A 26,116-nucleotide genomic window follows, 5' to 3' on the forward strand; every position below is an offset into this window, starting at 1 on the left:
GCATGGCGAGGCGCCCGCTGATCCTGGGCAACTGGAAGCTGCACGGGCTGGGCGCCGACCTGGCCGAGATCGCACGGATCGACGCGGCGGTGGCGGAGCTCGGCGTCGAGGCGGGGCTGATGCTGCCGGCGACGCTGGTCGAGCGCGCGGCGCGGCAGATGCGGGCCTTGGCGATCGGCGGGCAGGATTGCCACCCGGCCGCCGAGGGCGCGCATACCGGCGGCGTCTCCGCGGCGATGCTGCGCGATGCCGGGGCGACGGTCACGCTGGCCGGACATAGCGAGACGCGCGAGGACGGGCTGAGCGTTGCGGCCAAGGCACGCTCGGCGCAGGCGGCCGGGCTGTCGGTGGTGATCTGCGTCGGCGAGAGCGAACGCTCGGCCGATGCGCGGGCGCTGGTGGCGGCGCAGTTGCGCGCGTCGCTGCCGCCCGAGCTCGACTGGTCGCGGGCGGCCATCGCCTATGAGCCCGTCTGGTGCATCGGTGGGGACGCGGTGCCCGACGAAACGCACCTCGCCCGGATCTTCGAGATGCTGCGGGCCGAGGCGGGTACGGCGCGGCTGCTCTATGGCGGCGCGGTCGATGGCGGCAATGCCGAGGCGCTGCTGGCGCTGCCCGAAGTCGATGGGCTGCTGGTCGGGCGGGCGAGCCGCTCGGCCACGGACTTGGTGCCGGTGCTGGAGGCCGCGGCGGGCTAGGCCGTTCCTACAGGCGGGTTTCCGGCGACTCGGCAAAGTCCACGAAGTACACGCCAAAGCCGGGTTCCCGGCGGTGGAAGTTCACTAAGTTCGTACTAGTGGCGGCTGCGCCATGCGTGCCGCGCAACGGAATTGCGCGAACGGGATCCTATCTTTCCTACAGGTCAAAGAGCGGTCGGGGCATGCGCCCTGACCGCGTCAGCCCAGCAGGCGAAATCCTACATTGCAATGTGGTTCCCCGAGGAACTGGCTTTCCCCGAGCGACTCACTTTCCCCGGCGAAGGCCGGGGCCCAGACTAAGGAGTGCGCGGCGAAGACGCGCCAAGGCGCGTGACGTTCAAGGCTGGGCCCCGGCCTTCGCCGGGGAAAGAAGAGGGGCAGGGTACCGATGAAAATAGCCGTCACCCCGGTCCTGTGCCGGGGGCCACCAAGCCGCAAGTGCCGGTCTGGAGCTGCCTGTCCATGACTCGCCTCCCGGTGGACCCCGGCACAAGGCCGGGGTGACGGAGTTGGTGGGTTATCCCTATTCGATCGGCTTGGTCGCGGTGACGCGGATGTCCTGCTTCAGCCGGATATCGTCCGAGGCCGCGCCGGCCAGCAGCTGATAGGCGCCGGCACGCGCGATCCAATGGTGGCTTGCCGTGTCCCAATAGCCGAAGGCGCGGGGGTTCACCGCGATCTCCACCACCCGGCTCTCGCCCGGCTTGAGCGCGACCTTGGCAAAGCCGGCGAGCTGCTTGATCGGCTCGTCCGCCGTGCGATCGGCGCGGGCGACATAGAGCTGGACGACTTCCTTGCCGGTCCGCTTGCCGGTGTTGCGCACCGAAAGCCTGACCTTCAGCGGAGCGCCCGGCGCGACGCTGGCCGGGGCGGCGAGCCCGGCATAGGTGAAGCTGGTGTAGGACAGGCCATGGCCGAAGGCGAAGAGCGGGGTGACCCCCCGCGCCTCATAGCCGCGATAGCCGACCAGCAGCCCGTCGCTGTACTTGGCCTTCATCTCGGTCAGCACCGTCGGATCGTCGCTGCTCTTCGCCGGGAAGGTGACGGGCAGCTTGCCCGAGGGATTGACCTTGCCGGTGAGGATGCCGGCCAGCGCCGCGGCGCCTTCCTGGCCGGGCAGCCACATGTCGAGGATGCCGGGGACTTGCCCGGCCCAGGGCATGGTCATCGCCGCACCGGCATTGACCACCACCACGGTGGAGGGATTGGCCGCGGCAACCGCGGAGATCAGCTTGTCCTGGTCGCCGGGCAGATCGAAATTCGCGCGGTCATAGCCTTCGCCCTCGGTCAGCGACGAGGAGCCGGCGATGACGATCGCGGCATCGGCGCGCTTCGCCGCGGCGATGGCGGCATCGAAATCGGGCCGGGGCGTGCGCACGCCGAACTTGAGCGCCTCATAGGGCGTCTGGCCGGTCACATAGTCGAGCCGGATCGGATAGAGTTTCCCGCCCTCCAGCTGGACCGAGACGGTGCGCTGCGGGACCGGGAAGCCGATCACGTCGCGATTGTCGGCCTTGGCCGGGGTCGCCTTGTCGAGGATCGTCTTGCCGTCGAGCGCCAGCACGCCGGTGCCGGTGCCGCGGATGCTGAACTCATAGGTGCCGGTGGCCGGCGCGCGCAGCACGCCCGACCAGCGCATCGCCGCATAGCCGATCACCTTGGCGCTCGCGATGTTGGCGCTGATCCGCTTGGTGAAATCGGTGGCGCGCTGGCTCTTCACCGGCGTGCCGCTGAAGTCGGCATTGGCGAAATAGTCCGCCTGGAGCCCGGTCTCCTTGCTGTCGGCCGAGGGGCTGAACAGCGCGGGATCGCCGGTGGGCGGGGTCTCTTCGCTGTCGACGCCCTTTTCGTAGACCACTTCGACGCCGGGCAGCGCCGCGCGGATCGCCTCGAGCGGGGTGACCAGCTTGTCGAACGGCGTCACGGCCGAGCTGCCGCCGCCCTGGATGCGGGCGATGGCGGCGTTGGGGCCGATCACGGCGAGCGTCCTGATACCCGGCTTGAGCGGCAGCACGCCGGCATTCTTGAGCAGGACGATCGCCTCTTCGGCCGCCGTCTGGGCAGTGGCGCGGTGACGCTCGCCGCCGATCTCGCCCTTGGGCAAGGGGCCGTCGAGCGCGCCGCTGCGGACGATCAGCCGGACGATGCGCCGGGCATTGTCGTCGAGCTGCGCCTTGCTGACCTCGCCGGCCTGCACCGCGGCGAGCAGCTTGGCGCCGAAATGCTGGGCGGGGCCGGGCATCTCGAGGTCGAGCCCGGCATTGACCGCCGCGGCGGTGCTGTGGGTCGCACCCCAATCGGAGACGACGAAGCCCCGGTATCCCCATTCCTTCTTGAGCAGGTCGGTCAGCAGCCAGGGGTTCTCGCTGGCATAGGTGCCGTTGACCTTGTTGTACGAGGCCATGACCGACCAGGGATCGGCCTGCTTCACCACCATCTCGAAGGCCGGGAGGTAGATCTCGCGCAGCGTCCGCTCGTCGACGATCGAGTCCACGAAGAAACGGTTGGTCTCGTGGTTGTTCGCGGCGAAATGCTTGATCGAGACGCCGATGCCCTTGCCCTGGACGCCCGCGACATAGCCGAGCCCGAGCTCGCCGGCGAGCAGCGGGTCTTCCGAATAGGTCTCGAAATTGCGGCCCCAGCGTGGGGTGCGGACGATGTTCACCGTCGGCGCGAGCAGCACCGCGGCGCCATAGCCGCGCGCCTCCTCGGCGATCGCGGCGCCGACGGCTTTCGCCAGGTCCGGGTTCCAGGTGGCGGCGAGGGCGACGCCGACCGGGAAGACGGTGGCGGGCTTGCCTTCGGGCGAGCGGACGCCGGTGGGCCCGTCGGTCACCTTGATGCCGGGGATGCCGAGGCGTGGGATCGACTGGAGCGTCATCGAACTCTCGCCGGCGAGCAGCGAGACCTTCTCCTCCAGCGTCAGCCGGCCCATCAGGTCATCGACCCGCTTCTCCAGCGGCGCGCGCTTCTCACGATAGGTCATGCGGTCATTCTGGGCCTGTGCGAGCGCGGGTGCACTCGCAATCAACGCCGCTGCGGCGACGCAGGCAAGGATATGCGACCTGCTCATTATTTGATGGCGGCGAGATCGGTGGCGGTCTTGGCGAGGATCTCGTCGGTGAGCTTGCCGTCGGAATAGGCCTTGAGCTGGTTGAGGCTCAGCCCCTTGAACATGTCGTATTGCGGCAGGCCGATCATGCCGGGCAGGTTCTTGTCGATCACCGCCTTGCCCTGGGCATCGGCGACGATCTCCTGGATCGGCGTGTCGAGGGTGAATTTCGGGGCGGGGGCCGGCGTCGCGGCGGGCGCGGGGGCCGGGGCGGTCTGGGCCAGTGCGGTGCCCGGCAGCGCGAGCAGGGCGGCGATCAGCAGCTTGTTCATGTTCCTCATCCTTGGCTTGTGGTTGCGAGACCCAGCTCGGCGATCATCGCCTCGCGGATCAGAAATTTCTGGACCTTGCCGGTCACGGTGGTGGGGAAGGCGTCGACGAAGCGGACGTATCGCGGCACCTTGTAATGGGCGATGCGGCCCCGGCAGAAGGCGCGGACCTCCTCCTCGTCACCGGTCGAGCCGGCGCGCAGGCGAATCCAGACGCAGAGTTCCTCGCCCATCCGCGCGTCGGGCACGCCGACCACCGCGACGTCCTCGACCGCGGGATGGCGGTAGAGGAACTCCTCGATCTCGCGCGGATAGATGTTCTCGCCGCCGCGGATCACCATGTCCTTCAGCCGGCCGACGATATTGCCATAGCCGGCATCGTCGATCACCGCGAGGTCGCCCGAGTGCATCCAGCCTTCGCTATCGATCACCGCGGCGGTCTTTTCCGGCTCGTCCCAATAGCCGAGCATCACCGAATAGCCGCGGGTGCAGAGCTCGCCCGGGGTGCCGGCGGGGACGACCTGGCCGTCCTCATCGACGATCTTGCATTCGAGGTGCGGCTGGACCCGGCCGATCGATCCGATGCGGCGCTCGAAAGGATCGTCCGCCACGGTCTGGAAGCTGACCGGGCTGGTCTCCGTCATGCCATAGGCGATGGTGACCTGGGGCATATGCAGCCGGCCGATCACCGCGCGCATCAGCGGCTCGGGGCAGACCGCGCCGGCCATCGCGCCGGTGCGCAGCGAAGCGAGGTCGAAGCGGTCGAACTCCGGGTGGGCGAGGACGGCGATGAACATGGTCGGCACGCCGTAGAGCGAGGTGCAGCGCTCGCGCTCGATGGCGGCGAGGGTCGCGCCGGGATCGAAGCCGGCGGCGGGGTAGACCATCGTCGCGCCGTGGGTGAGGCTGGCGAGATTGCCCATCACCATGCCGAAGCAATGGTAGAGCGGGACGGGCACGCAGATGCGGTCGCCGGGCTCCAGGCGCTGGGCGAGGCCGACGAAATAGCCGTTGTTGAGGATGTTGCGGTGGCTGAGCGTCGCGCCCTTGGGCTGGCCGGTGGTGCCGCTGGTGAACTGGATGTTGATCGCGTCGGTGGCGCGCAGCTCGGGGCCGATCGCTGCGAGCATGTGGCGGCTGGCAGCGTCGGCATGGCCGGCGACCTGGTCGAATGCGATCCAGCCGGGCTGGGTGGCGGCACCGATGCAGAGGATGTGGCGCAGCGCCGGGAGATCGGGGGCGATCTCGGCGACCATCGCGGCATAGTCGCTGGTCTTGAAGCGATCCACGAACACGAGCGCGGCGAGGCTGACCTTGGCCATGGTGAACGCCGCCTCGCTGGTGCGATAGGCGGGGTTGATCGTCACCAGGATCAGCCCGGCGCGCGCGGCGGCGAACTGGGTGAGCGTCCATTCGACGCAATTGGGCGCCCAGATGCCGATCCGCTCGCCGGGTTCGAGCCCGAGCGCAAGCAGGCCGGCGGCAAGGGCGTCGGCCTTTTCCAGCAGCTCGGCGAAGGTCCAGCGTATGTCCTGCTCGACCGAGACCAAGGCCTCGCGCTCGCCCCAGCGAGCGGCGGCGCGTGCCAGCGCCTCACCGATCGTATGCTCGATCAGCGGTGGCGCGGTGGCGCCTTTGACCAGGCTGAGGGCAGTCATCGCGGGGCGACGCAGGTGAAGTTGGCGGCGTCGTCGGTCGAGCCCTTGCCGGTCCAGCGCGCGACCTTGGGGAAGGCGCACAAGGGGCGGGTGCGGACCGGCTTGGCCGGGAAGCCGAGATAGCCGAACAGGTCGTTGTCGTACTTGGTGGCGATCATCGTCTCGGGCGCCGGGCCGCCCTGGCGCCATTTGTCGAGCGTGCCGAGCGCGTCGATCACATTGGGACCGGGGCCGGCGAGGCAGTGCGACATGCCGGGGACCATGAACAGGCGGACCGAGTCCCTGGCGGCCGCGCCGACGCGCTTCTGGACCGCCTGATAATAGTCGATCGTGTTGCCGGGCGCGATCGCGGCGTCGTTCCAGCCATGATAGAGGATCAGCTTGCCGCCGCGCTTGAGGAACGGGGTGATGTCCGGATTGTCGCTGTCGAGCACCGGGGCGAGGCGGCGGGCGGCCTGATAGTCGCGGGTGAGGTCGAACGAGGCGTTCTGCCAGTCCGGGTTCGAATGGACCATGTAGCGGAAGAACTCGCCGGCGAAGATGCCATGCTGCGCCTTGGAACCGGTCAGCCAGGTGTCCCAGGTGCCGGGCACGCCCTCGGCACCGGGCATGGTGCCGGGGAAGAAGCTGCGGCCCCTGGCGTCGACGGGGCCGCGATAGAGCGCGCGGGCGGCGGTGACCTGCGGTGCGGTGAGGCAGGAGGGGCCATCGCCGGCCTTGCACTGGAGTGTGCCGGGATCGAAGCCGCACTGGCGCGGATCGTCGAGCACGCCGTCCTTCACCCCGTCCTTCGCATCGCACTGGGCGAGTGCGGCGTCCTGGAGCAGCTTGAGCTTGGCGTTGGGGATTGCGCTTTCGGGCCGGGCGAAGACGGCGCGGTCGTCGGCCATGAAGGCGGTCATCAGCCGGGTCCAGGCATTGGCCGGGGCGCCCGCGATAATCGCGTCATAGTCGTCCGGGTAGCGCTGCGCCTCCATCAGCGCCTCGCGGCCGCCGTCCGAGCACCCCTGGAAATAGGCCGCCTTGGGGGCGCTGCCGTAATAGGCGTTGATGACGGCCTTGCCGACGCCCGAGGCGAGGTGATTGGCGCGGTGGCCGAAATCGATGATGCGATCGGGCTCGTTCAGCGCCCATTTGCCGTCGGTATCGGCGGTGCCGACATGGCCCATGTCGGTGCCGACCGTGGCATAGCCCTTGGCCAGCGCGCCCTGCATGGTGAGCTGCGGCAGCAGCATCGAGCCGCCATAGCCGCCATTGCCCGCGCCGAGCAGCTTGCCGTTCCACGCGCCGGCTAGGGGCAGCCACACCTCGACCTTGATCTTTGAGCGCGGCGTCGGGCTCAGCTCGGCATAGACGCGGCAGAAGCCGGCCTGGGCGGGCAGGCCGGGCGTGCCCTCCTTGGTGTTGACCATGCCGCCCTTGGCGACCTGCTCGGCCTTGACGACCTTGCCGTCGGCCAGCGCGAGGCCGGTGAGCGCGGTGCAGCTGTCGGCCACCGGATCGGCGGGAGCAAAGGCGGCGACCGGCTCGGGGCTGGTGCCCGAGACGAGCAGCGCGGTGGCGACGGCGCCGAGCGCGCCGAGATGGGCTATCCGGTTCATTTGTTGAGCAACCCCTTGGCCTGGAACCACTTCTGCGCATGCTCTGGCCAGGCGTCCGATGCCTTGCCGCTCTTGGTGATGCCGAAGCCGTGACCGCCCTTGGGGAAGATCACCAGCGTCGCATCGGCGCCTGCCGCCTTCCAGGCATCGACCAGCCGGCCCGCCTCGGGACGGACGATCGGATCGTCCTCGGCGACCATGGCGAGCAGCGGCGGGGCCCTGGCGGGCACGGCCAGCGGATCGCCGACCAGGCCGGGATACATGGCGACGATAAAGTCCGGGCGGCTGGCGGGCTTGGCGCCGAGCACGGTCCACATCGTCACCGCGCCGCCGGCGGAGAAGCCCATCATGCCGACGCGGTCCTGTTTCACCCCGAACTTGCCTGCATTGGCGCGGACATAGCGCATCGCTTCCTCGCCATCGGCGGTGGCGAGCGGGCGCAGCGGCACGATCGCCGCCTCAAGCGACTTGAAGTTCATCAGGCGTCGGATCAGCACCATGCCGAAATCATCGCCGGTCGGCAGCAGGCGGTAGCGCAGCACGAAGGCGGTGATGCCCATGCTGTTCAGCCATTTGGCGACGCCGTCGCCTTCATTGCCGATCGAGAGCAGGTGGAAGCCGCCGCCCGGCGCGATGATCACCGCGGTGCCGTTGGCGATCTTCGGATCGGGCCGGAACACGGTGAGCGTCGACTCGGAGACGTTGCGGGTGATGACCCCGTACGGCTTCTTGTCGGCGGTGGTCTCCGCCGCCATCGGGCCCATCGACCCCGGCGCGCCGTTCGGCCACAGCCGGATCACTTCCTGGGCATGGGCGGTGACGCTGCCGGTGAACAGCGCGAGCAGCGCCAGGATCCGCAAGAGGCTACGCATGGACTTCCTCATTTCTTCTTGGCCGCGTCGCGCGCGGTGGCGATCGCCTTGATCTCGGGCGTGCCGGCAGGGGCGGGCGCAGCGCCGTTATTGCTAATCACTAGCATCTGGCCGTCCGTCCCAAAGCGCGGCCAGCCGGGGTCGCCGGTCCTGGCGAAACGGACCCAGTGATCGGCGACCAGCTTGGCTGCTGCCATGTCGGCGGGCGTCGGCGTGCCGCCGGCGGCGGCGAGATTGTCGAACTGATAGGGCACGTCTGTGGCGTGCGAGGCACCGGCCAGCGTGGCGCGCTTCGCCTCGGCGACATAGCCGAAGCGATAGAGCCAGGTCGGCGCGTTCGCCACTTGGCGCCGGACGAGCGAGAAGGCAGGCTCGGTGAAGGTGAAGTCGCTCGGGATGTGCCGGTCATAGGCTTCGGCCGAGCCATAGGCGGCGCGCACATTATCGGCGGCGGCACCGAGCTTCTCGGTCGCCTTGGCGACGAAGCCCTTGAGGAAGGGCGCGGGGATGAAGCCGAGCTCGTCGCTGTTCGAACCGATCACCATGCGGATGCCGCGCGCCTTGCCGGCGGCGAGCAGCGTGTCGGTGTCGCCGGTGACGATCCGGCCATCGGCCATCGGACCCGAATATTTGGCTTCGTCCGGATTGAGCAGGCCGATGCCGCCTTGGACCTTGTCGGCCGGCAGCGCACGCAGCGCGGCAAGGTCGTCGGCGCCCGCGCTCTTCGCAAAGGCCAGGCCCTTGGCTTCACCCGTGGCAATATCGGGCCAGCCGTCACGGCCACCGCCCGAGGCAGCGATCGCCTTGGCGAACAGCCCCTTGGCGGCGGGCGAGACCATCAGCCGGTTGACCGATTCCCCGCCGGCGGACTCGCCGAAGATCGTGACATTGGCGGGATCGCCGCCGAAGGACGCGATGTTGCGCTTGACCCATTGCAGCGCGGCGATCTGGTCCATCAGGCCCCAATTGCCATTGGCGCCGGTGCCGGCCTCCTTGCTCAGTGCGGGATGCGCGAAGAAGCCGAAGCGGCCGAGACGATAGTTCAGCGTGACGACCACGACGCCGCGCGCCGCGAGCCGGGTGCCGTCGAGGATCGCCGAGCTGCCCGATCCGGTCGAGAAGCCGCCGCCATGGATATAGACCATCACCGCCAGCTTCGCCCCGGCGCGCGGCTGCGGGGTCCAGACGTTGAGGAACAGGCAGTCCTCGGACATCGGCAGCGTCGTGTTGGCGAGGTCACCCGGCATGCGCGCCTGGACGCAGTCATTGCCATAGCCGGTGGCGTCGCGCGTGCCGGTCCAGGCCGGCGCGGGCAGCGGCGCATGCCAGCGCAGCGGGCCGACCGGCGCGGCGGCATAAGGAATGCCCTTGAAGCTGGTGACGCCCGATGCGGTGGCGCCGTTCAGCGTGCCGGCGGGCGCACGGACTTGCTGTGCCTGCGCGGTGCCGGCGAGGAGCAGGGAGAGGGCGATCAGGGAGGATTTCATCGATTGCCCTTGGTGACGAAGGTGAAGCTGCCGGGGCCAGTGGTGTAGATGGTCGCGGCATCGGTCGTGCGGAGCAGGGTGGCGCCCGTGGGGACGGCTTCGAGCGCGCCGAAGCGATTGGGCACCCAGATCTCGCCACTGGCGTTCATCGGCACGGTGGCGCTGAGCGTCAGGCGGCCATTCTCGACTGTCCAGCCGGCCTTGGCTTCGCCTTGCGGCGTCGCCATCGTCGCAGCCGCCGAAGCCAGCCCCTGCGGAATCTCGGGGCGGACTAGCACCTGGCGATAGCCCGGCGCACCGGGGCGCAGCCCGGCGAGGCGCTGGCGCATCCAGTCGGCGATCGAGCCGAAATAATGATGGTCGCGCGAGCGGGCATTGAGGCCCCAGGACTCGAACAGCGTGCCGTTGCCGCTGGTCAGCCAGAAGCCCCAGCTCGGCTCGTCGGTGCGCGTCGCCAGCCGATAGGCGATATCGGCATGGCCATAGTCGCTGAGCAGATCGAGCAGGTAGCGCGTGCCGAACACGCCGGCGCGCAGGCCGCGTGCCTCCACGTCCTTGGCCAGCGTATCGGCGACCTTCTGCGCCTGGCCGTCGGGCGCCATGCCGAAGGCGAGCGGCAGGATGTTCTGCGACTGGGTGGGGCCCTTGGTCGCCCCCTTGTCGTCGAGCGTGCGGTACCAGCCGTTCGCGCCGTCCCAGTAGCGGACATTATAGGCGCGGCGGATATCGGCGGCGAGCGCGGCGTAGCGCTCCGCATCGGCATGGTTGCCGATCACCGCCGAGGACTTGGCGAGCAGATCGGCCTCATGGAAGAAATAGGCGGTGGTGATCGCGTCGATCCCGCCATTGCTGGTGGCGAAGATGTCGAGCGGGCCGGGGGCGCTCCATTCGCTCAGGCCCTTGTCGTGGCGATAGTCGGGCGCCTTGAAGACGGTGGCGGTGTAGTCGACCAGCCGCTTCTGCATCGCGTGCATCCGCGCGAGGATGCGGGTGTCGCCCTGCACCTGGTAGAGTTCCCAGGGCAGGATCATCGCGGCGACGTCCCAGGGCGTCGACGGCCCCCAGACGAACGACCAGCCGGGCGTTCCCTCATAGCCATACCAGGGCGTGGCTGGGACGATCTCGGGCAATTCGCCGCTCGGCGCCTGGGCGTCGGGATAGTCGTTCAGCCACTTGGTCCAGACGCGGGCTATGTCGAGGCTGCGCGCGGCGGCGCCGGCCGAGGCCTGGGCGTCGCCGGTCCAGCCATTCTTCTCATAGGTCGGCGTATCGGTCTGATAGCCGTGCATGTTGTTCAGGATCGTGCGGATCGCCGCCTGGTCTATCGCCTCGAGCAGCTTGTTGGCGCTGGTGAAGCTGCCGGTGCGGGCGACGGCGCTGTGCGCGACCTTGCCGGTGAGCGTCGCCAATGTCGGCGTGCCGGGGAAGCCGCGCAGCTCGACATAGCGGAAGCCGCGATAGCCGAAGCTCGGCTCCCAGCGCTCGCGGCCCTTGCCCGCCAGCGTGTAGCGATCGGTCTGCAACTGCGCGTCGATCAGGCCCGAGGCGGGGACGACCATGCCGGCATCGTTGATCCGCTCGCTGGCGACGAGCGAGACAGTGGCGCCGCGCGGGCCGGTGACGTTCAGGCTGGTCCAGCCCGAGAAGATGCGGCCGAAATCATAGACCCAGACGCCGGGCTTGATTTGGGTGAGCGAGACCGGCGCGATCTGATCGACCGGGGCGATCGGCTCGACATTGGCGGCCTGGAGCACGCCCTTGGGACCCTCGACCGCTTGCGCGGCGGTCCAGCCCTTGGGCGCGAAGCCGGCCTTGTCCCAGCCCGCCGGGAGCAGCCGCGCGTCGTAGCGCTCGCCGCGATGGACGGAATCGTTGCGGGTCGGGCCCGAGAGGGTCTGCCAGCTCCTGTCGCTGGCGATGGTCTGGCGTGTGCCGTCGGCGAAGGTGACTTCGAGCTGCGCCTTGAGCGCGGGCTCGCCGTGCCAGGGCGCCTGGTTGAAATACCATTCGTTGGGGTCGGTGAGGCCGTACCAGCCGCGGCCGAGCTCGGCGCCGAGGACATTCTGCCCGGCGCGGACGCGGGTGGTGACGTCGTAGCTCTGGTAGAGCACGCGCTTGTCGTACGCGGTGAAGCCGCTCGCCATCGCGCTTTCGCCGACGGTGCCGCCGTTCAGCACCATGCGCAGCCAGCCGGCGCCGGCGACATAGAGGCGGGCGGCGGCGATCTTCTTCGCCGGCAGGGTGAAAGCCTTGCGGACGAGCGGGGCGGGGGCTTCGATCGGCAAGACGATGTCGATATTGGGCACGCCCGCGGCGACGGTGAGCCCGTCGGCCTCGACCGTGCCGCCGACGAACGGGTTGTCGTTTGCCGGGAAGCGCGTGGCGAAGGCCGGGCTGCCGGTGCCGGTCACGCTGACCGCGTGAATCGTCGCGGCACTGGCCTCGCGCGCGGAGAAGCCGATCGTGCCGTGCGGCTGGCTGGTATCGGTGAGCAGGTCGACCTGCCTGCCGTCGATCGCGGTGGCGATGCTCGATCCCTTGGCCGTGATCGTCACCTTGTGGCGCACGCCCTTGAGCGTGATACCGGCGAGCGGCACGCGCTTGAGCTCGGTGGTCTTCACGCCCGAGCTGCTGCCGCCCGGATAATGGCGGACGCGGGCGATCAGCACCGGGCCGGTCTTCTCCTCGGCAAGCGTCCAGACATAGGCCTCACCATAGGTCTTGCCGGCGGCGCGGGCGCGGAAGAGCAGGTCGACGGAACTGCCCGTGAGCGTCAGGTCGCTCTCGAAGCGGACGTCGCTCCAGTCATGGTCGCGGCGCGCCGGGCCGGCGATCCACCTGCCCGACCAGTCGGCGGGGGCCAGCAGGCCCATTTCCCACCAGGCGGGTGCGCTCCAGCCGCTCTCGCGTCCGTCCGCGTCCCAGGTCCTGACCTGCCAGGCGTAGCGGGTGCGGGCCTTCAGGGCGGGGCCGGCATAGGCGATCTGGCTGTTGTCGGAAGAGACGACCTTGCCGCTGTCCCATACCGGCTTGTCCCCGGCGGTGACGCGGATCTGGTAGGCCACCTGGCGCTTCGCCGGCGAATGCCAGCCGAGGCGCGGCGCCGGCTCGTCGATGCCGAGCGCATTGTCGGCATATTCCACCGTGAGCCCGGTGGGCACGCCGTCCTGCGCCCAGGCGGCCATGGCGGTGAGAAGAGCCATGGCCGCGGCGCCCGAGACCAACAGGGTACGGACTGGCCGTGACGAAGGAGTACGCATCGCCAGGGCGGATAACGGGAAAGACACCTGGGGGACCCCTTTCCTTAGAATTTGGTCCGGATGCCGAAGGTGACGAGCCGTCCCAGCGTGCTGCCATTGGTATAGGCGGCCGCGCTGTTCAGCCAGGGCGGATCCCGATCGAAGATGTTGTCGACGTTCAGCGTCAGCATCGCGTTCTTGAGGAAGCCGTGCGTGCCCAGGTCATAGGCGAGGAAGGCGTCGACCGTCTGGAACGCGCCCACCCGGGTCTGCGGCATCACGCCGAGGATCGGGAAGCCGCCCTTGTAGTTGTACGAGGCCGAGGCGATGAACCCGCCCGACTTGCCGCCCAGGGTGGCGACGAAGGCGGTGCGGCCGACGCCGTTCTTCAGGTCGTCGGCAAAGGCGCCGCCCGAGACCGCCTGCGACTTGCGGTTGAGCGTGTAGGTGCCCGCGATGCTGGCGTTGATCGCGCCGAACCCGGTCAGGCGGGTATAGGCCAGGTTGAAGTCGAGGCCGTCGGTGTTGACCGCGCCCAGATTGTTGCGGCGTGCGTCGATGATCACATAGGGGCCGAGCGGGCCGGCATAGAGGCTGGCGATGCTCGGGGCACCGACCACGGCGAGGCTGCCCACCCGTGCCTGGGCCTGGGCCAGGGTCGGGCTCAGCGTGTAGAAGCTGGCATAGTTCGGATTGGTGAACAGCGTCGGCGACAGGAAGGGCGCGAGCCCGATCGCCTCCTTGAACTTCACATTATAGTAAGTGAGGTTCGCCACCAGCCCCGGCACCGCCCTGGGCGTCCAGTCGAACCCGGCGGACCAGGTATCGGCGCGCTCGGGCTTCAGGTTCGGGTTGCCGCCCGCCAGCACGATGGTTGAACGCAGCGGATCGGTGGGCAGCGCGCCCGGCGCCAGGAACGGGCTGAACGGCAGCACCGTCGCGCGCGAGTCCGAGGTGTTGGTGGTGTCGGCAAGGCTCGGCGCGTGGAACGAGGTGCCCCAGTTGCCGCGGATCGTCAGGTCGGTGAACGGCTTGTAGTTCACCCCGATCTTCGGGTTGGTCGTGCCGCCCTGGTCGCTATAGTCGTCATAGCGGACCGAGGCCGAGAGCTGCAGCCCGCGCAGGCCGGCGCTGCCATTGCCGGCGCCGACGATCGGGACCAGCAGCTCGCCGAACGCCGAGCGGACGTCACGCGAGGCGCGCGAGGTCTTGACGTTGGCAAAGGCACCCACCGCGCCCTGCGAGATGCGCGACGAGATGTTCTCGGCATGATATTCCGCGCCGACCGCGAGGCGGATGTCCCCGCCGGCGAGATGCGCGAGGCTGCCGTCGAGGATCAGCCGGCCCTCGGCCAGTTCCTGGGTGGCGTCGCCGTAATTCTCGTAGTTGCGGATCGCGGCGAGCGCGGCCGGGCTGCTGGCGGCGAGGTTGTAGGGGTTGAGCGCCATGCCCGGGATCAGGCCGGCCAGCGCGAGCGTCGCGGTGGTGGTGTCGAGCGCCGCCTGGCGGACGAGGTTCTGGCTCCGCCCGAAATTGCTCTCCGCGCGCAGCTGCCAGCCCTTGCCGAGCGCGAAGGAGAAGCCGGGCGTCACGCCATAGGAGTCGAAACGCTGGTGGCTGGTCAGGCTGTTTCCGAAGACATCGGCGAAGGAAATGCTCACATTGTGCTGCAATTCGCCGGCGACGGTGCGGAAATTGGGGTTGAGCAGGCTGATCGTGCCCGAGAGCATCCCCTGCGCCTCGCGGCTGGTGGTGTCGCGGCGCGACCAATAGGCGGTGGCCGAGAAGGTGACCGCGCCGTCGAGATGCTGGGTCAGCGACGCGAAGACCGAGTGCCGCTCCTCACGCGGGAAGATGCTGGCATAGGCATTCTGGTCGCACTTGTTGACCGTGCCGGCAGTGCGGGCGGGCAGGGCATAGCTGGTCGCGCCGATCTGGATGTTGCCCGGCGCGCAGGTGGTGACCCGGAAGTCGCCGCCGCCCTTCGAGCGCCGGTCGGCCGAGGTATAGTCGCGATCGATACCGAGAATATCGTCGTGCTTCGCATAGGCATAGGCGACGAACAGCGATCCGCTGCCCCAGTCCTTGCCGGCGGTCAGGCTGCCGTCGACCGAGTGATAGTCGTCGGCGAAGCCGTAGCGCAGATTGGCCGAGACGCCGTCGAAGCGCTTGCGGGTGATGAAGTTGACCACGCCGCCGATCGCGTCCGAGCCATAGATGGCCGAGCCACCGTCCGGCACCACCTCCACGCGCTCGAGGATGTCGGGCGGCAGGATCGAGGGATCGACCGTGGTCTGCAGGATGCCCGCGCCGACGCCGCGATGGCCGTTGATCAGCACCAGCGTGGTGCTGCCGCCCGAGGCGCCGAGGTTGCGGATATTGGGGCGGATCACCGGCAGGCCGAACGAGGGCGTGCCGGTGGGCACCGTGCCGAAATTGCCGATCTGTGGGATCTTGGCGAGCAGGTCGTTCGACGAGGTGACGCCGCGCGCGGTGATCGTGTCGCGGTTGATGCCTATCACATTGGTGCCGGTCGGTGCGACGCCGCGCAGCAAGGTGCCGGTGACGATGATCTCTTCTTCCACCGCCTGCGCATCGGACGGCGCTTGGGCAGCCTCGGGCGCCGCCGGCGTGGCCTGTTGCGCCTGCGCCGTGCCGGCCGCGGCCAGCATGGTGGCGAGGGCCAGCATCGAGAGCCCTGCCTGCTTCGCGAATCCGCGCGCACGCGGCTCGATAATCTCGCTGTTCATATTCCCTCCCCAATTGGTCCTTCGGACTCTCATTTCCGCGGAGCGCTGTGCCCTCCGCCGGTGGGATCGCTCATCCGGCGACTTTTTCCACAATCATTCAATCTCGCTCTTTTTCGCTCATGTCAATGATCAAAATAGATTGAGCGCGCCGGGCACGGAGCAGCGGCCGGCGACCGTACGATCGCCGTGTGGCCAGCCATTATCCGGATTGCGCCGCAGCGGCGGCGAGACTCGACGGATCGGGATCAGCGCAGCAGCAGGACCATGTCCTGCTGGCGGCCGGTGCCACGCAGCTCGATCCGGTCGGGGAAGAAGTCGAGCCGGGCATAGGAAGTGCTCTCGGTATCGAGCATCGCCTTCAGGTTCACATAATGCACCCCGGCATGGCGGCCGTAATTGCCGTCATGATTATGCCCGTCGAGCCAGAGCTTGGCCGAGGGGTGGCGCTCGATCACGGCCATCACCGCCGCGGCGTTCCACAGATTGTGCGGGTTCTCGGGATAGACCGGGAAATGGGAGAGCAGGGCGACCTTGAGCCCGCGCTTGTCCGCGCCGGCCAGCTGGGCGTCGATCCAGGCGAGCTGGGTGTCGCCGATGCCACCGTCCCAGAGCGGCTTGTCGGCATAGAGCCGGGCATGCGCCTCCATGCTCGTCTTGTGCTGTGGGCTGCCCTCGGGCCAGCCATAGCTGCTCAGGTCGTTGCCGTCGGTCACCACGAACAGCCAGCCCTTGCGCTCGAAGCTGTAATAGCGCGCCGGCATGCCGAGCTTGGCGGGCAGCTGCGGCTTGTAGGCATCGGGGATCGAGAATTCGTGATTGCCGAGCGCGAAGTGCCAGGGATGGCGCGAGCGCTTCACGATCGGCAGCATCGCATCGAAGCTCGCCCAGTCCTTGTCGATGAAGTCGCCGAGATGGACGACGAAATCGAGCTTCTGGCGATTGAAGTCGGCGACCGCGGCGGCGAGCTTGCCCGGGGCTGTATGATAGAGCCGCTGGCCGTTATCGGCTTCCTCGGCATATTGCGCGTCGGCGATTGCCCCGATGCTGAACTGCGGGCGCTCGGGCGCAGGCCCGCTCGCGGTCAGGCCCAGCAGTGCGAGCGACAACAGCACGACGCGCATCTCATTCCCCAAAATAGAGTCGCCGGTCGCTTAAGGGGGAAGTGTGTCATCCGCGCTTCACGGACTCGGCCTAGGCGGGTGCCGAGAATCGCAACGATCCAGGGTCCGGGGACGGCAAGATGCGCAGGTTCGCGTCATGAACGAGATGACCGCGGTGGCCGATCGGCGGGCAAGCGCTGCCGAGGACATGGCGCTGCGCCAGGCGCTGCACCGCTTCGTCACCGGGCGGATGCGCGACGGGGTGGAGGGCGAGGACATCGTCCAGGAAACCTATGTCCGGCTCTATGATTATCGCCGCAAGCGGCACATCGCCGATGCCGGGGCCTTCTGCTTCGCGGTGGCGCGCAACCTGGTCCACGATCATTTTCGCCGGCTCCGCGCCTTGCCGCCTGCGGCCGAGCTGGCCGAGGACATTGCCTGCCCGCAGCCGCGCGCCGACGAGGTGCTCGATTATCGCCAGCGGGTCGACATATTGGTGCGGGCGCTGAAGGCGATGCCGCCGCTGCGCCGCGAGATCTTCATGAGGCGCCGGCTGGACGGCGTGCCCGGAGCGGTGGTCGCCGCGGATCTCGACATGACCCAGGCGGCGGTGGACAAGCATTGCACCCGCGCGCTCGCCGATCTTCGCCACGCGCTGGAACGTCGTGGCCTGCCGGCGGGAGGCCGGGCATGACCCGCCGCGCCGCGTTGCGCGAAGCCGCGCACTGGGCGATGCGCGAGGACGATGCGGTGCTTGCCGAGCGGCCGCCCCAAGCCGCGGGCGACGTCCAGGCGGTGCTCGACGATCCGGCGCTGGGCGAGGCGCTGAACGCGGTTGCCGCGATCGGCCGGCTTTCCGACGACGAGGTCCGCGCGATGCGCGACAGGCGCCGGCGTGCGCTCGGCACCGGCGTCGCGGCGGTGCTGGTCGGCGCGGTCGGCATCGGGACCTGGCAGAGCGGCCTGTTCGAGCCCGGGGTGCCGGTCGTCCAGCATATCGAGACCAAGCGCGGCGAGCAGCGCACCGTGGCGCTTGCCGACGGCTCGAAGATCCAGCTCGACGGGGCGACCAGCATCGACGTGACGATGGACGGGCGTTCGCGCTCGGTCGCGCTGCAACGGGGCGAGGCCTATTTCGACATCGCGCATGAAGAGCAGCGCCCGTTCACGGTGCGCGCGGGGGCGGCGACGACGCGGGTGCTCGGCACCGCCTTCTCGATCGACCTCAGCCAGCGCTCGGTGAAGCTCGCCGTCTATCGCGGCAAGGTGCGCTTCGGCGGAGCGGATGGCGGCAAGGACGGGGTGGTCGTGCCGGCCGGCTGGCGCTCGAGCTATTCGGGCGGGACGGTGGTGCCGCCGGTGCGCTTCGACACCCGCCAGCAGGACTGGCGCCAGGCCTGGGTCGACACCGACGACATGGTGCTGGGCGAGCTGGTCGAGGCGCTCAACCGGCGTGGCGGCCGGCTGATCGCGCCGCCGCCGCCGAGCCTGGCGCGCCTGCCGCTTTCCGGCCGGTTCAAGCTCGACGATGCCGAGGAGCTGCTCGGCGCGATGGGCGAAGTCTATGGCTTCCGCGTCGCCCGCGAACGCGACCAGCTGCGCCTGATCGCAGGCGGCGAGGGTGACGCAAAACCGTCATCCGAGTGACGCTGCACTGCAACAAAATTCTTTTGTCCTGATGGCCCCGCGCACCCGTCTTCCGCTCGGAGGCGCAATCGCGCCGGAGCGGAGGAAGACATGACTACCAAGGGGATTTCACTGTTCTCGCTGGCGATCGCGCTGGCGACGCCGGCCATCGCGCAGGCCCAGCCGACGGGGGCGGCGGCCAATGGGGCGATGCGGTTCGATATCGCGGCGTCCGACCTGCGCGGCGCGCTCACCGAATTCTCGCGCGTCACCGGCCTGCAGGTCGTGGTCGCGCCGTCGGCGGTCGCCGGCCGCCGCACCGCCGGGGTGCGCGGCGCGCTGACCACCCGCGCGGCGCTCGACCAGCTGCTGCGCGGCACTAGCCTGGTCGCCTCGATGCGCGGCAGCGTCGTGGTGCTGAAGCCGGCAGCCAAGGCGCCGGCACCGCGCCCGACCACGGTGGCGACGGCTCCGCGTCCGGTCGCGGTGGCCGAGGCCGCACCCGCCTATGTCCAGGAGCAGCAGGCCGAGGAGCCGGCGACCGACATCGTCGTCACCGGCTTTCGCCAGAGCCTGACCGAGGCGCAGCGCCTCAAGCGCGGCGCAGTCGGTGCAGAGGACGACATCGTCGCCACCGATATCGCTGCCTTTCCCGACCTGAACCTGGCGGAATCGCTCCAGCGCGTTCCCGGCATCACCATCACCCGCGATAGCGGCGAAGGCCGCCAGATCGCGCTGCGCGGCCTGGGCGCCGACTTCACCCGCACCCAGCTCAACGGCATGGAAGTGCTGGGCAACACCGCATCAGGCATGGACAACCGGGGTGGCGTCAGCCGCTCGCGCTCGTTCGACTACAGCCTGTTCGCCTCGGAACTGTTCAACCGCGTCGCCGTGCAGAAGTCCTATGCGGCGGAGCAGGACGAGGGCGGCATCGCCGGCACCGTGCAGCTGACCACTGCGCGTCCGTTCGACTATGCCGGCTCGAAGTTCGTCGTCTCGGCCAAGGGCCAGACCAACACCAACACCAGCGGCGTGACCCCGCGTATCGTCGCGCTCGCCTCGACCCATTCGGACACGTTCGGCGCGCTGGTCTCGGTCGCCTACAGCCAGATCCGCAGCAACGAATATGGCTATCGCAACTGGGGCTGGGGCCTGACCAAGTACGCCGCGGCGAACATCGGTCCGAACATCGACGCCGATACCCGCACCAAGCTGCTGAACGGCGTGTGGCAGTCGACCGCCCAGTCGCCCTCGAGCTGGTACACCGATCGCAAGCGCCTGGGCATCACCGGCGCGCTGCAATATCGCCCCAGCGACAAGTTCAAGATCGACGTCGACCTGCTCTACGGGCGGCTGTGGGACTATCGTGACGATTATGCGCTCGCCACCGCCGGCGCCAACCCGCTGACCGGCACGACGATCAACGGCACCCAGATCATCCAGAGTGCGGTGGTCGACGGCACCAACACGCTGCGCGCGGCGAGCTTTACCGGCATCGACCTGCGTTCCGAGCACCACATCGTGAAGAACCACACCGATTTCTACCAGGGCGTGGCCAATGCCGAGTGGAACCCGACCGAGAATCTGACCATCCACGCGCTGGGCGGCTATGAGCAGTCGGACTTCGGCCAGCCGGTGTTCGACAAGGTGTTCATGGAAGCGAAGAACACCGCCTTCAGCTTCGACATGCGCCCGACGATCCCGGTCAACACCTATGGCATCAGCCTGACCGATCCGAACAACTGGCAGCTCCAGCGCCTCGACGTGCAGGAGAACAAGATCACCAACAGCTATGCCAATGGCAAGCTGGACGCCGCCTACAAGCTCAACGACGCGCTGACCTTCAAGGCCGGCGGCGAGTACAAGCACTTCATCAACAGCGGCTATACCTGGGTGAACAAGGTGTTCCACAACACCCCGACGCTCACCACCGTCCCGAACGACCTGAAGAACACGGTAGGTGTCGACACGCTGCTCCAGTACATCGTCGGCAACGTCGACGGCATCTATGCGCTGATCGGCGACAAGCGGAACCTGACCGCGGCGAACCTGCAGGCGGGTAGCGATTACCGGGTCGACGAGCAGACCTGGGCCGGCTTCGCCCAGGTCGATCTCGACACCATGGTGGGCGGCATGCGGCTGCGTGCCAATGCGGGCCTGCGCTACTACTCGACCGACCTGACCTCGTCGGGCCATCTCGCGACCGGCGCGGGCTTCGTGCCGGTGTCGATCGAGACCAACAGCAGCGGCTGGCTGCCGGCGGCGAATGTCGCGCTGGACGTGGCCAAGGACGTGGTCGTGCGCCTCAGCGCGAGCCGTAACGTCAACCGTCCGGGCCTAGGCGACCTGGCTGCGGCCGGCTCGATCACCACGCGCCCGAACGGCGGCTCGCTGAGCCTCGGCAACCCGTTCCTCAAGCCGTACAAGGCGACTTCGGTCGAAGGTTCGGTGGAATGGTACATGGACGCGCACGGCTTCGCGTCGGTGGGCTTCTTCTACAAGAACATGGACAGCTTCATCACCACCGCGACGACGACCATGCCCTATGGGCAGACCGGCCTGCCGCTGTCGCTGCTGATCCAGGGCCAGGACGCCAGCACGCCCTATGACGTCTCGCAGCCGGTCAACGGCCCCGGTGCGAAGATCAAGGGCATCGAAGTCGCGTTCCAGCACGACTTCACCTTCCTGCCCGGTCCGCTGAAGCATCTCGGCGTCGTCGCCAACGGCACCTGGTTCGATGGCGAGCGCACCGCCATCTATGGCACCGGGGCAAACCGCGCCACGCGCATCCTGCCACTCGACGCGCTCTCGAAATGGGCGTTCAACGCGACGCTCTATTATGAGAACAAGCTGTGGGGCGTGCGCGTCTCGGATGCCTATCGCAGCGAGTATCTGACCGGCATCGGCACCGCGATCACCAATTCGGGCAGCGGCATCCGCGGCACGAACAATGTCGACTTCCAGGCGCATGTGAACATCCGCCCCGGCATCCGCCTGATCGCCGAGGGCATCAACCTGACGAACGAGCCGATCCGTCAGTTCGACAGCGTGGATGCCTATCGCCCCGACGTCTACACGACGAGCGGCCGTACCTTCACCTTCGGCTTCAGCGCCGAATTCTGATCATGGCGTGTGGATCGCCGGCCGGTGCGCATTCCGGCCGGCGATTTCGCCAGGCCCCGGGCGGTTCGCCGCCCGGGGCTTTTTTCCGTCAGAAACGGAAATCCACGCCCGCATAGAACAGCCGGCCGTAAAGGTCGTAGGTGTTGGCCGAGGTCTGGGTGCCCGGGAAGGTGACCAGGCTGGTGTCGCCGAACACCGGCGGCGTCTTGTCGAAGATGTTGTCGACGCCGAGATAGAAGGAATAGCGGCTCTTCTCGCCCGCGTTGAAGCGCAGCTGGGCGTCGTGATACCAGAAGGCGCCGGTGCGGATCGGATTGATCGCGGTCAGATCGTCCACCACCGACGACAGGTAATTGGCCCGCCAGTTGAGCGAGGCGCCCGGCAGGGCGAAGGTCGCCGAGACATTGACCTTGTCGCGGAAGCCCGTGCCCAGGCGGCCACAGGCATAGCAGTCCAGCTGGCCCAGCTCGTCCTGGGTCGGGCCGCCCGGATAGGAGGTTTGCTGCTGCTTCAGCAGATGCGTCCAGCGGACATTGAGGTCGAGCTTCGCCTCGCCCGAGAAGCGCACCGCATAGCGCGCCTGGGTGTCGATCCCCGAGACTTGGAACGAACCGGTGTTGAGGTTGATCGCGTTGACGCTCTCGAGATGCCCGGTCGCGTCGCGGACGATGTTGTTGCAGAAGATCGCCTGGCCGCCGCCATTGATGCATTCGTTGAGCGAGGTCTGCTGGCCGATGATGCCGATCGCGTTCTCGACCTTGATATCATAATAGTCGACCGTGAGGCTGAAGCCGCGCAGGAAGCGCGGCTCGAACACGCCGCCCAGCGTCAGCGTCTTGGCCGTCTCCTGCTTCAGGTTCGGGTTGCCGCCGGTGAAGCCGTTGATGTTCTGGATCTGCGCGGTGGAATAGACGAACCCGCCCGCCCCGGCGGCGCTGGCGATCGCCGCATTGGCGAGGCAGGCGGCCGGCAGGTTGGTCAGCGAGATCGGGGCACCGTCGCCCGCGCCGCGGCGCTGGTCGCAGGGATCGACGACCGCAGGGAAGGTCTCGTTCTGCGCCGAATAGAGTTCCGAGATGTTCGGCGCGCGGGTGGCGCGGGAATAGACGCCGCGGAAGCGCAGGTCGCGCACCGGCGCCCATTCGCCACCGACCTTCCAGCTCCACACCCCACCGACGGTGGAGTAATCGGCATAGCGCGCCGCGCCCTCGAAGCTCAGACGGTGGATGAAGGGCAGGTCGGCGAGGACCGGCGCGCTGACTTCGACGAAGCCTTCCTTCACATTATATGCGCCGCGCGTGTCGCTGAGCTGGTTGCCGAGCGTCAGGCCGAGATTGGTGGCCTCGTCGAAATCCTCAGTGCTCTTCTCGTGGCGATATTCGCCGCCGACCGCGAAGCCCAAGGGCCCACCCGGCAGCTTGAACAGGTCGCCCGACAGCGTGGCCGAGACCACGTCCTGCTTCACCCGCGCCTCGTAGCGGCTCTGCTCGCCGTTCCGGGTGACATAGGCGGCCGCCGCGGCGGAGACCGTGTTGAAGCCGAAGATGTTGAGCGGCACGCAGGCCGCGTCGTTGTTGTTGGGATTGGCATCGGCGTTGATCGCGCAGACCGGGCCATTGGGCCCGGCGACCACGTTGAGCGCATTGGCATAGTTCGGGCCATAGACCGTGCCCGAGTGGGTGACGTCGCGCGTCTCGCCGTGCGTATAATAGACGTCGTAGTTCAGCGACGGCGAAAGCTCGCCCCGCACGCCGGCTACCGCGCGCCAGGTCTCGCGGTCGTTCCGATTGCTGCGGTCGAAGATGTCGTTCGAGCGCCGACGGAAGGGCAGGGCAGTGACCCCGGCGCTCACCATCGCGTCGCGGATCGCCGTCGGGATCAGCGGATTGGTGATCGGGATGCCGCCGAACGCCGATCCGTCCGCATAGACGAGGTCGGTCGAGGCCACCGCCTGCGGCTCCAGGCTGCTGTTGGACTTCGACTTGGCATAGGTGAACTCGCCATAGACCGTCGCCGCCGGCGAGAAGCTGAACTTGGCGAGGCTCGAGGCGAGATAGCGCTCGACGGGAAGCCCCAGATAGCGATCGGCATTGCGGTTGTAGCCGTCGATGTTGGCACTCTGATAGTTCTTCACATTGTTATATGCGTCGAAGGTCAGCGTGCCGGCGCCGGGAGCGAAGCTGCCGTTCGGGCTGAACAGTCCCTGCGCGCTGTACGAGCTGCGGTTGGGATTGTCGGTCGCGGAGAAGCCGCGGTCGCGCGAGCGCAGGCCGTTGTCCTTGTCATAGCTGCCCGCCACCACGATGTGACCGCGTCCGTCGGCGAAGCTGGTACCGGCGGTCGCCGAGACGAGCTGGCGCCCCGCATCGCCCTTGTCGGACAGGCCCGCCTGGGCGTGCAGCCTCAGGCCCTGGAACTCGTCGTCGAGGATGAAGTTGACGACGCCCGCGATCGCTTCCGAGCCATAGACCGCCGAGGCGCCGCCGGTGACGACATCGACCTGCTTGATCAGGTCGGTCGGGATGTTGTTGAGGTCGACGATCGACGTGCCGGGGATACCCGCGACGAAGCGCCGGCCATTGACGAGCACGAGCGTGCGCGACGAGCCGAGATTGCGCAGATTGACCGATGCCTGGCCGTTGCCGGTGGTGGCGAAGTTGGTCGAGGTGCGGCTGATGTTCTGGCCGACCGCGGGCAGGTCCGCGAGCACGTCCTGGATGTTGGCGGCGCCGGTCTGCGCGATTTCCTCGCTGTTCACCACCGCGACGGGCACGGTCGCGGCCAAGTCGGCGCGGGCGATGCGCGATCCGGTGACGACGATGGGATTGTCCTCGCTGCCTGCCGGCGCATCCTGTGGGGCGGCTGCCGGCGTGTCCTGCGCCGATGCGATGCCGGCGAACGAGAAGCTGGCGGCCAGCGAGGTTGCGGCGAGAAGCCAGCGACGGCGATTATGGGGGACCCGATCCATTTTTCCTCCTTTTGATGTGCGTGCCCGGGCTCTTGCCTGCCCCTGGGGACGCATGTCGGTTAATTTCCACTGATTTAGTAGAGTATTGCTAGACAGGGTTCCTTTGCGGCGGCGAAACATTTTCTGCGGGCAAATCCGCGCGGAACGGGCAGGATCGCGGGCATGTGTGCCCGGCCGGGCAGAAGGTATGACGGGAAGGACCTGGGATGTGGACGAGACGATCGGTTGCGGGCGCACTGGCCGCGACGCTTGCGGCGCCGGCGCTGGCGAAGCAGCCCAGGCCTAGCCGGCTATTCTTCGACTCCCTCAGCTTCCTGCCCGAGGACATGCGCGAGATCCAAGGCGCCGGGCTGGGCGGGATGATCGCCGATGTGTCCGACCTGATCGAGGTCCGCGGAGCCGACGGGGTGCCGCGCTACAGCCGCAACTTCGCGGCCAATGATCCGGCGATCGACAAGGCGGTCGAGCGGCTGCGCAAGTCGCCCTATGCCTATCTGGCGCGCAAGGGCAGCGAGATCGGGACGCGGCCGGGGTGCGCGGTGTTCCTCCAGTTCCAGTCTACCGAGATGGTCGAGCGCGACCTGTCGCGGTTCGCCTATTTCCACGGCAAGGGCCTGCGGGTCCTGCAGTTCACCCATCATAACGACACGCTGTTCGCCGGCGGCGCGCTCGAGACGCGGCAGACCGGCCTTACGCCGCTCGGCATCGAGGGGCTGGCCGAGATGAACCGGCTGCGCATCCTGCCCGATGTCTCGCACGGTTCGGTGCCGACGATGCTCGAGGCGGCGGAGCGCTCGAAGACGCCGATCGCGCTCAGCCATGGCGCAGTGCGGGCGATCGTCGATCATCCGCGCTGCGCGCCCGACGAGGTCATCCGCGCCATTGCCCGGCGGGGCGGGGTGATGGGCATCTTCATGATGAGCTTCTGGCTCACCCGGCGGAACCCGCCGACCGTTGCCGACTATGTCGCGCAGATCCGCCATGTCGTGCAGGTTGGCGGGATCGACGCGGTCGGCGTCGCCAATGACTTCCCGATGGCCGGTCAGGCGAACCTGGTGAAGCTCCACAATGACAATGGGGCAGGGGTGAAGGAGTATCTCGGATGGTGGCGGGCGCTGCGGGGCCAGGGCGTACCGGGGTTCGATTGGACGCCCGAGCATGTCGTCATTCCCGCGCTCAACCGGATCGACCGCATGGCCCGGATCGCCCGGGCGCTGGAGGCGGACGGGTTCCGGCCGCGGGAGGTCGACAAGATCATGGGCGGCAACTGGAAAAGGCTGCTGACCGACGTGCTTGGCTAAGGCCGGGCAGCGGGAGGGCGCGATGTCGCGTCCTTATAGCGCGAAAACCCCCGATAGCTGCGTGCTTGCGCAGTTTCATGGGCGGAAATCGTATCCCGGATTCGCCGATTCACCCCCGATTCGACCTCTGATTCGGCCGATTCGGCGCCTTGAGCGACAGTTTGATGACCTTCAAAAAATAGCGAACATACTGTTATATATGGATTTTCCGACTAGGTTTCTAAAAAAAGACAGAAAGTTGCGAATGGCTGTTGACGGGTGGGGAGGTCGGGCATAGAAGCCACTCCACCGACGCGGTGCTCCTGACGGAAC

The 26,116-nt window shown here is 68.1% G+C and carries 15 protein-coding genes; 5 read left to right on the forward strand and 10 right to left on the reverse strand.

The annotated features are described in order from the left end of the window. Positions 1-2: 2 nt before the first annotated feature. Positions 3-698, forward strand: coding sequence for a triose-phosphate isomerase (locus tag J2W22_RS23365; protein WP_307120666.1), 696 nt, complete (start codon positions 3-5; stop codon positions 696-698). 523 nt (positions 699-1,221) lie between these two features. On the opposite strand, the gene J2W22_RS23370 is transcribed toward J2W22_RS23365, so the two are convergent. The 9 genes from J2W22_RS23370 to J2W22_RS23410 all read right to left on the reverse strand — a co-directional run bounded on the left by J2W22_RS23370 (position 1,222) and on the right by J2W22_RS23410 (position 16,807). After that, positions 1,222-3,684 (reverse strand): glycoside hydrolase family 3 protein, encoded by a 2,463-nt coding sequence (locus tag J2W22_RS23370; RefSeq protein ID WP_307120667.1) that lies wholly within the window; start codon positions 3,682-3,684, stop codon positions 1,222-1,224. 86 nt (positions 3,685-3,770) lie between these two features. Continuing rightward, entirely contained in the window at positions 3,771-4,082 is a 312-nt protein-coding gene (locus tag J2W22_RS23375; protein WP_307120668.1) for a hypothetical protein, read from the reverse strand. Between the two features lie 5 nt (positions 4,083-4,087). Continuing rightward, a complete protein-coding gene (locus J2W22_RS23380) occupies positions 4,088-5,737 on the reverse strand; it encodes an AMP-binding protein (RefSeq protein ID WP_307120669.1) in 1,650 nt (549 codons plus the stop codon). Then, positions 5,734-7,338, reverse strand: a complete 1,605-nt coding sequence (locus J2W22_RS23385; RefSeq protein WP_307120670.1) for a tannase/feruloyl esterase family alpha/beta hydrolase — start codon at positions 7,336-7,338, stop codon at positions 5,734-5,736. The genes J2W22_RS23380 and J2W22_RS23385 overlap by 4 nt, the downstream gene beginning before the upstream one ends. After that, complete coding sequence (locus tag J2W22_RS23390; protein WP_307120671.1) at positions 7,335-8,210, reverse strand: alpha/beta hydrolase; 876 nt, start codon at positions 8,208-8,210, stop codon at positions 7,335-7,337. Before J2W22_RS23390 ends, J2W22_RS23385 begins: the two co-directional genes overlap by 4 nt. 8 nt (positions 8,211-8,218) lie before the next feature. Beyond that, positions 8,219-9,697 carry a carboxylesterase/lipase family protein gene (locus J2W22_RS23395; protein WP_307120672.1) on the reverse strand — a complete coding sequence of 493 codons (1,479 nt, stop codon included), beginning with the start codon at positions 9,695-9,697 and terminating at the stop codon, positions 8,219-8,221. Further along, positions 9,694-12,900 carry an alpha-L-rhamnosidase gene (locus tag J2W22_RS23400; protein ID WP_307120673.1) on the reverse strand — a complete coding sequence of 1,069 codons (3,207 nt, stop codon included), beginning with the start codon at positions 12,898-12,900 and terminating at the stop codon, positions 9,694-9,696. The genes J2W22_RS23395 and J2W22_RS23400 overlap by 4 nt, the downstream gene beginning before the upstream one ends. 101 nt (positions 12,901-13,001) lie before the next feature. Then, complete coding sequence (locus J2W22_RS23405; RefSeq protein WP_307120674.1) at positions 13,002-15,686, reverse strand: TonB-dependent receptor domain-containing protein; 2,685 nt, start codon at positions 15,684-15,686, stop codon at positions 13,002-13,004. 245 nt (positions 15,687-15,931) lie between these two features. After that, positions 15,932-16,807, reverse strand: coding sequence for a metallophosphoesterase (locus J2W22_RS23410; RefSeq protein WP_307120675.1), 876 nt, complete (start codon positions 16,805-16,807; stop codon positions 15,932-15,934). Between the two features lie 136 nt (positions 16,808-16,943). On the opposite strand from J2W22_RS23410, the gene J2W22_RS23415 reads away from it, so the two are divergent. The 3 genes from J2W22_RS23415 (at position 16,944) to J2W22_RS23425 (ending at position 21,535) form a co-directional block, all read left to right on the forward strand. Then, the gene (locus J2W22_RS23415; protein WP_307120676.1) at positions 16,944-17,480 is read left to right on the forward strand and encodes an RNA polymerase sigma factor; all 537 of its coding nucleotides are present in this window, start codon (positions 16,944-16,946) and stop codon (positions 17,478-17,480) included. Continuing rightward, on the forward strand, positions 17,477-18,433 hold the full coding sequence (locus J2W22_RS23420) for a FecR family protein (protein WP_307120677.1): 957 nt from the start codon (positions 17,477-17,479) through the stop codon (positions 18,431-18,433). The genes J2W22_RS23415 and J2W22_RS23420 overlap by 4 nt, the downstream gene beginning before the upstream one ends. Before the next feature lie 90 nt (positions 18,434-18,523). Then, complete coding sequence (locus J2W22_RS23425; RefSeq protein WP_307120678.1) at positions 18,524-21,535, forward strand: TonB-dependent receptor; 3,012 nt, start codon at positions 18,524-18,526, stop codon at positions 21,533-21,535. 88 nt (positions 21,536-21,623) lie between these two features. Here J2W22_RS23425 and J2W22_RS23430 read toward each other — a convergent pair whose 3' ends face one another. Further along, positions 21,624-24,503 (reverse strand): TonB-dependent receptor domain-containing protein, encoded by a 2,880-nt coding sequence (locus J2W22_RS23430; protein WP_307120679.1) that lies wholly within the window; start codon positions 24,501-24,503, stop codon positions 21,624-21,626. Positions 24,504-24,709: 206 nt separating this feature from the next. Here J2W22_RS23430 and J2W22_RS23435 point away from each other — a divergent pair, with 206 nt between their 5' ends. Next, positions 24,710-25,804: a membrane dipeptidase gene (locus J2W22_RS23435; protein ID WP_307120680.1), complete on the forward strand. Its 1,095-nt coding sequence runs from the start codon at positions 24,710-24,712 to the stop codon at positions 25,802-25,804. Positions 25,805-26,116: the final 312 nt, after the last annotated feature.

Origin of the sequence: Sphingomonas kyeonggiensis, assembly GCF_030812785.1 — a bacterium.
Lineage (GTDB): Bacteria > Pseudomonadota > Alphaproteobacteria > Sphingomonadales > Sphingomonadaceae > Sphingomonas > Sphingomonas kyeonggiensis_B.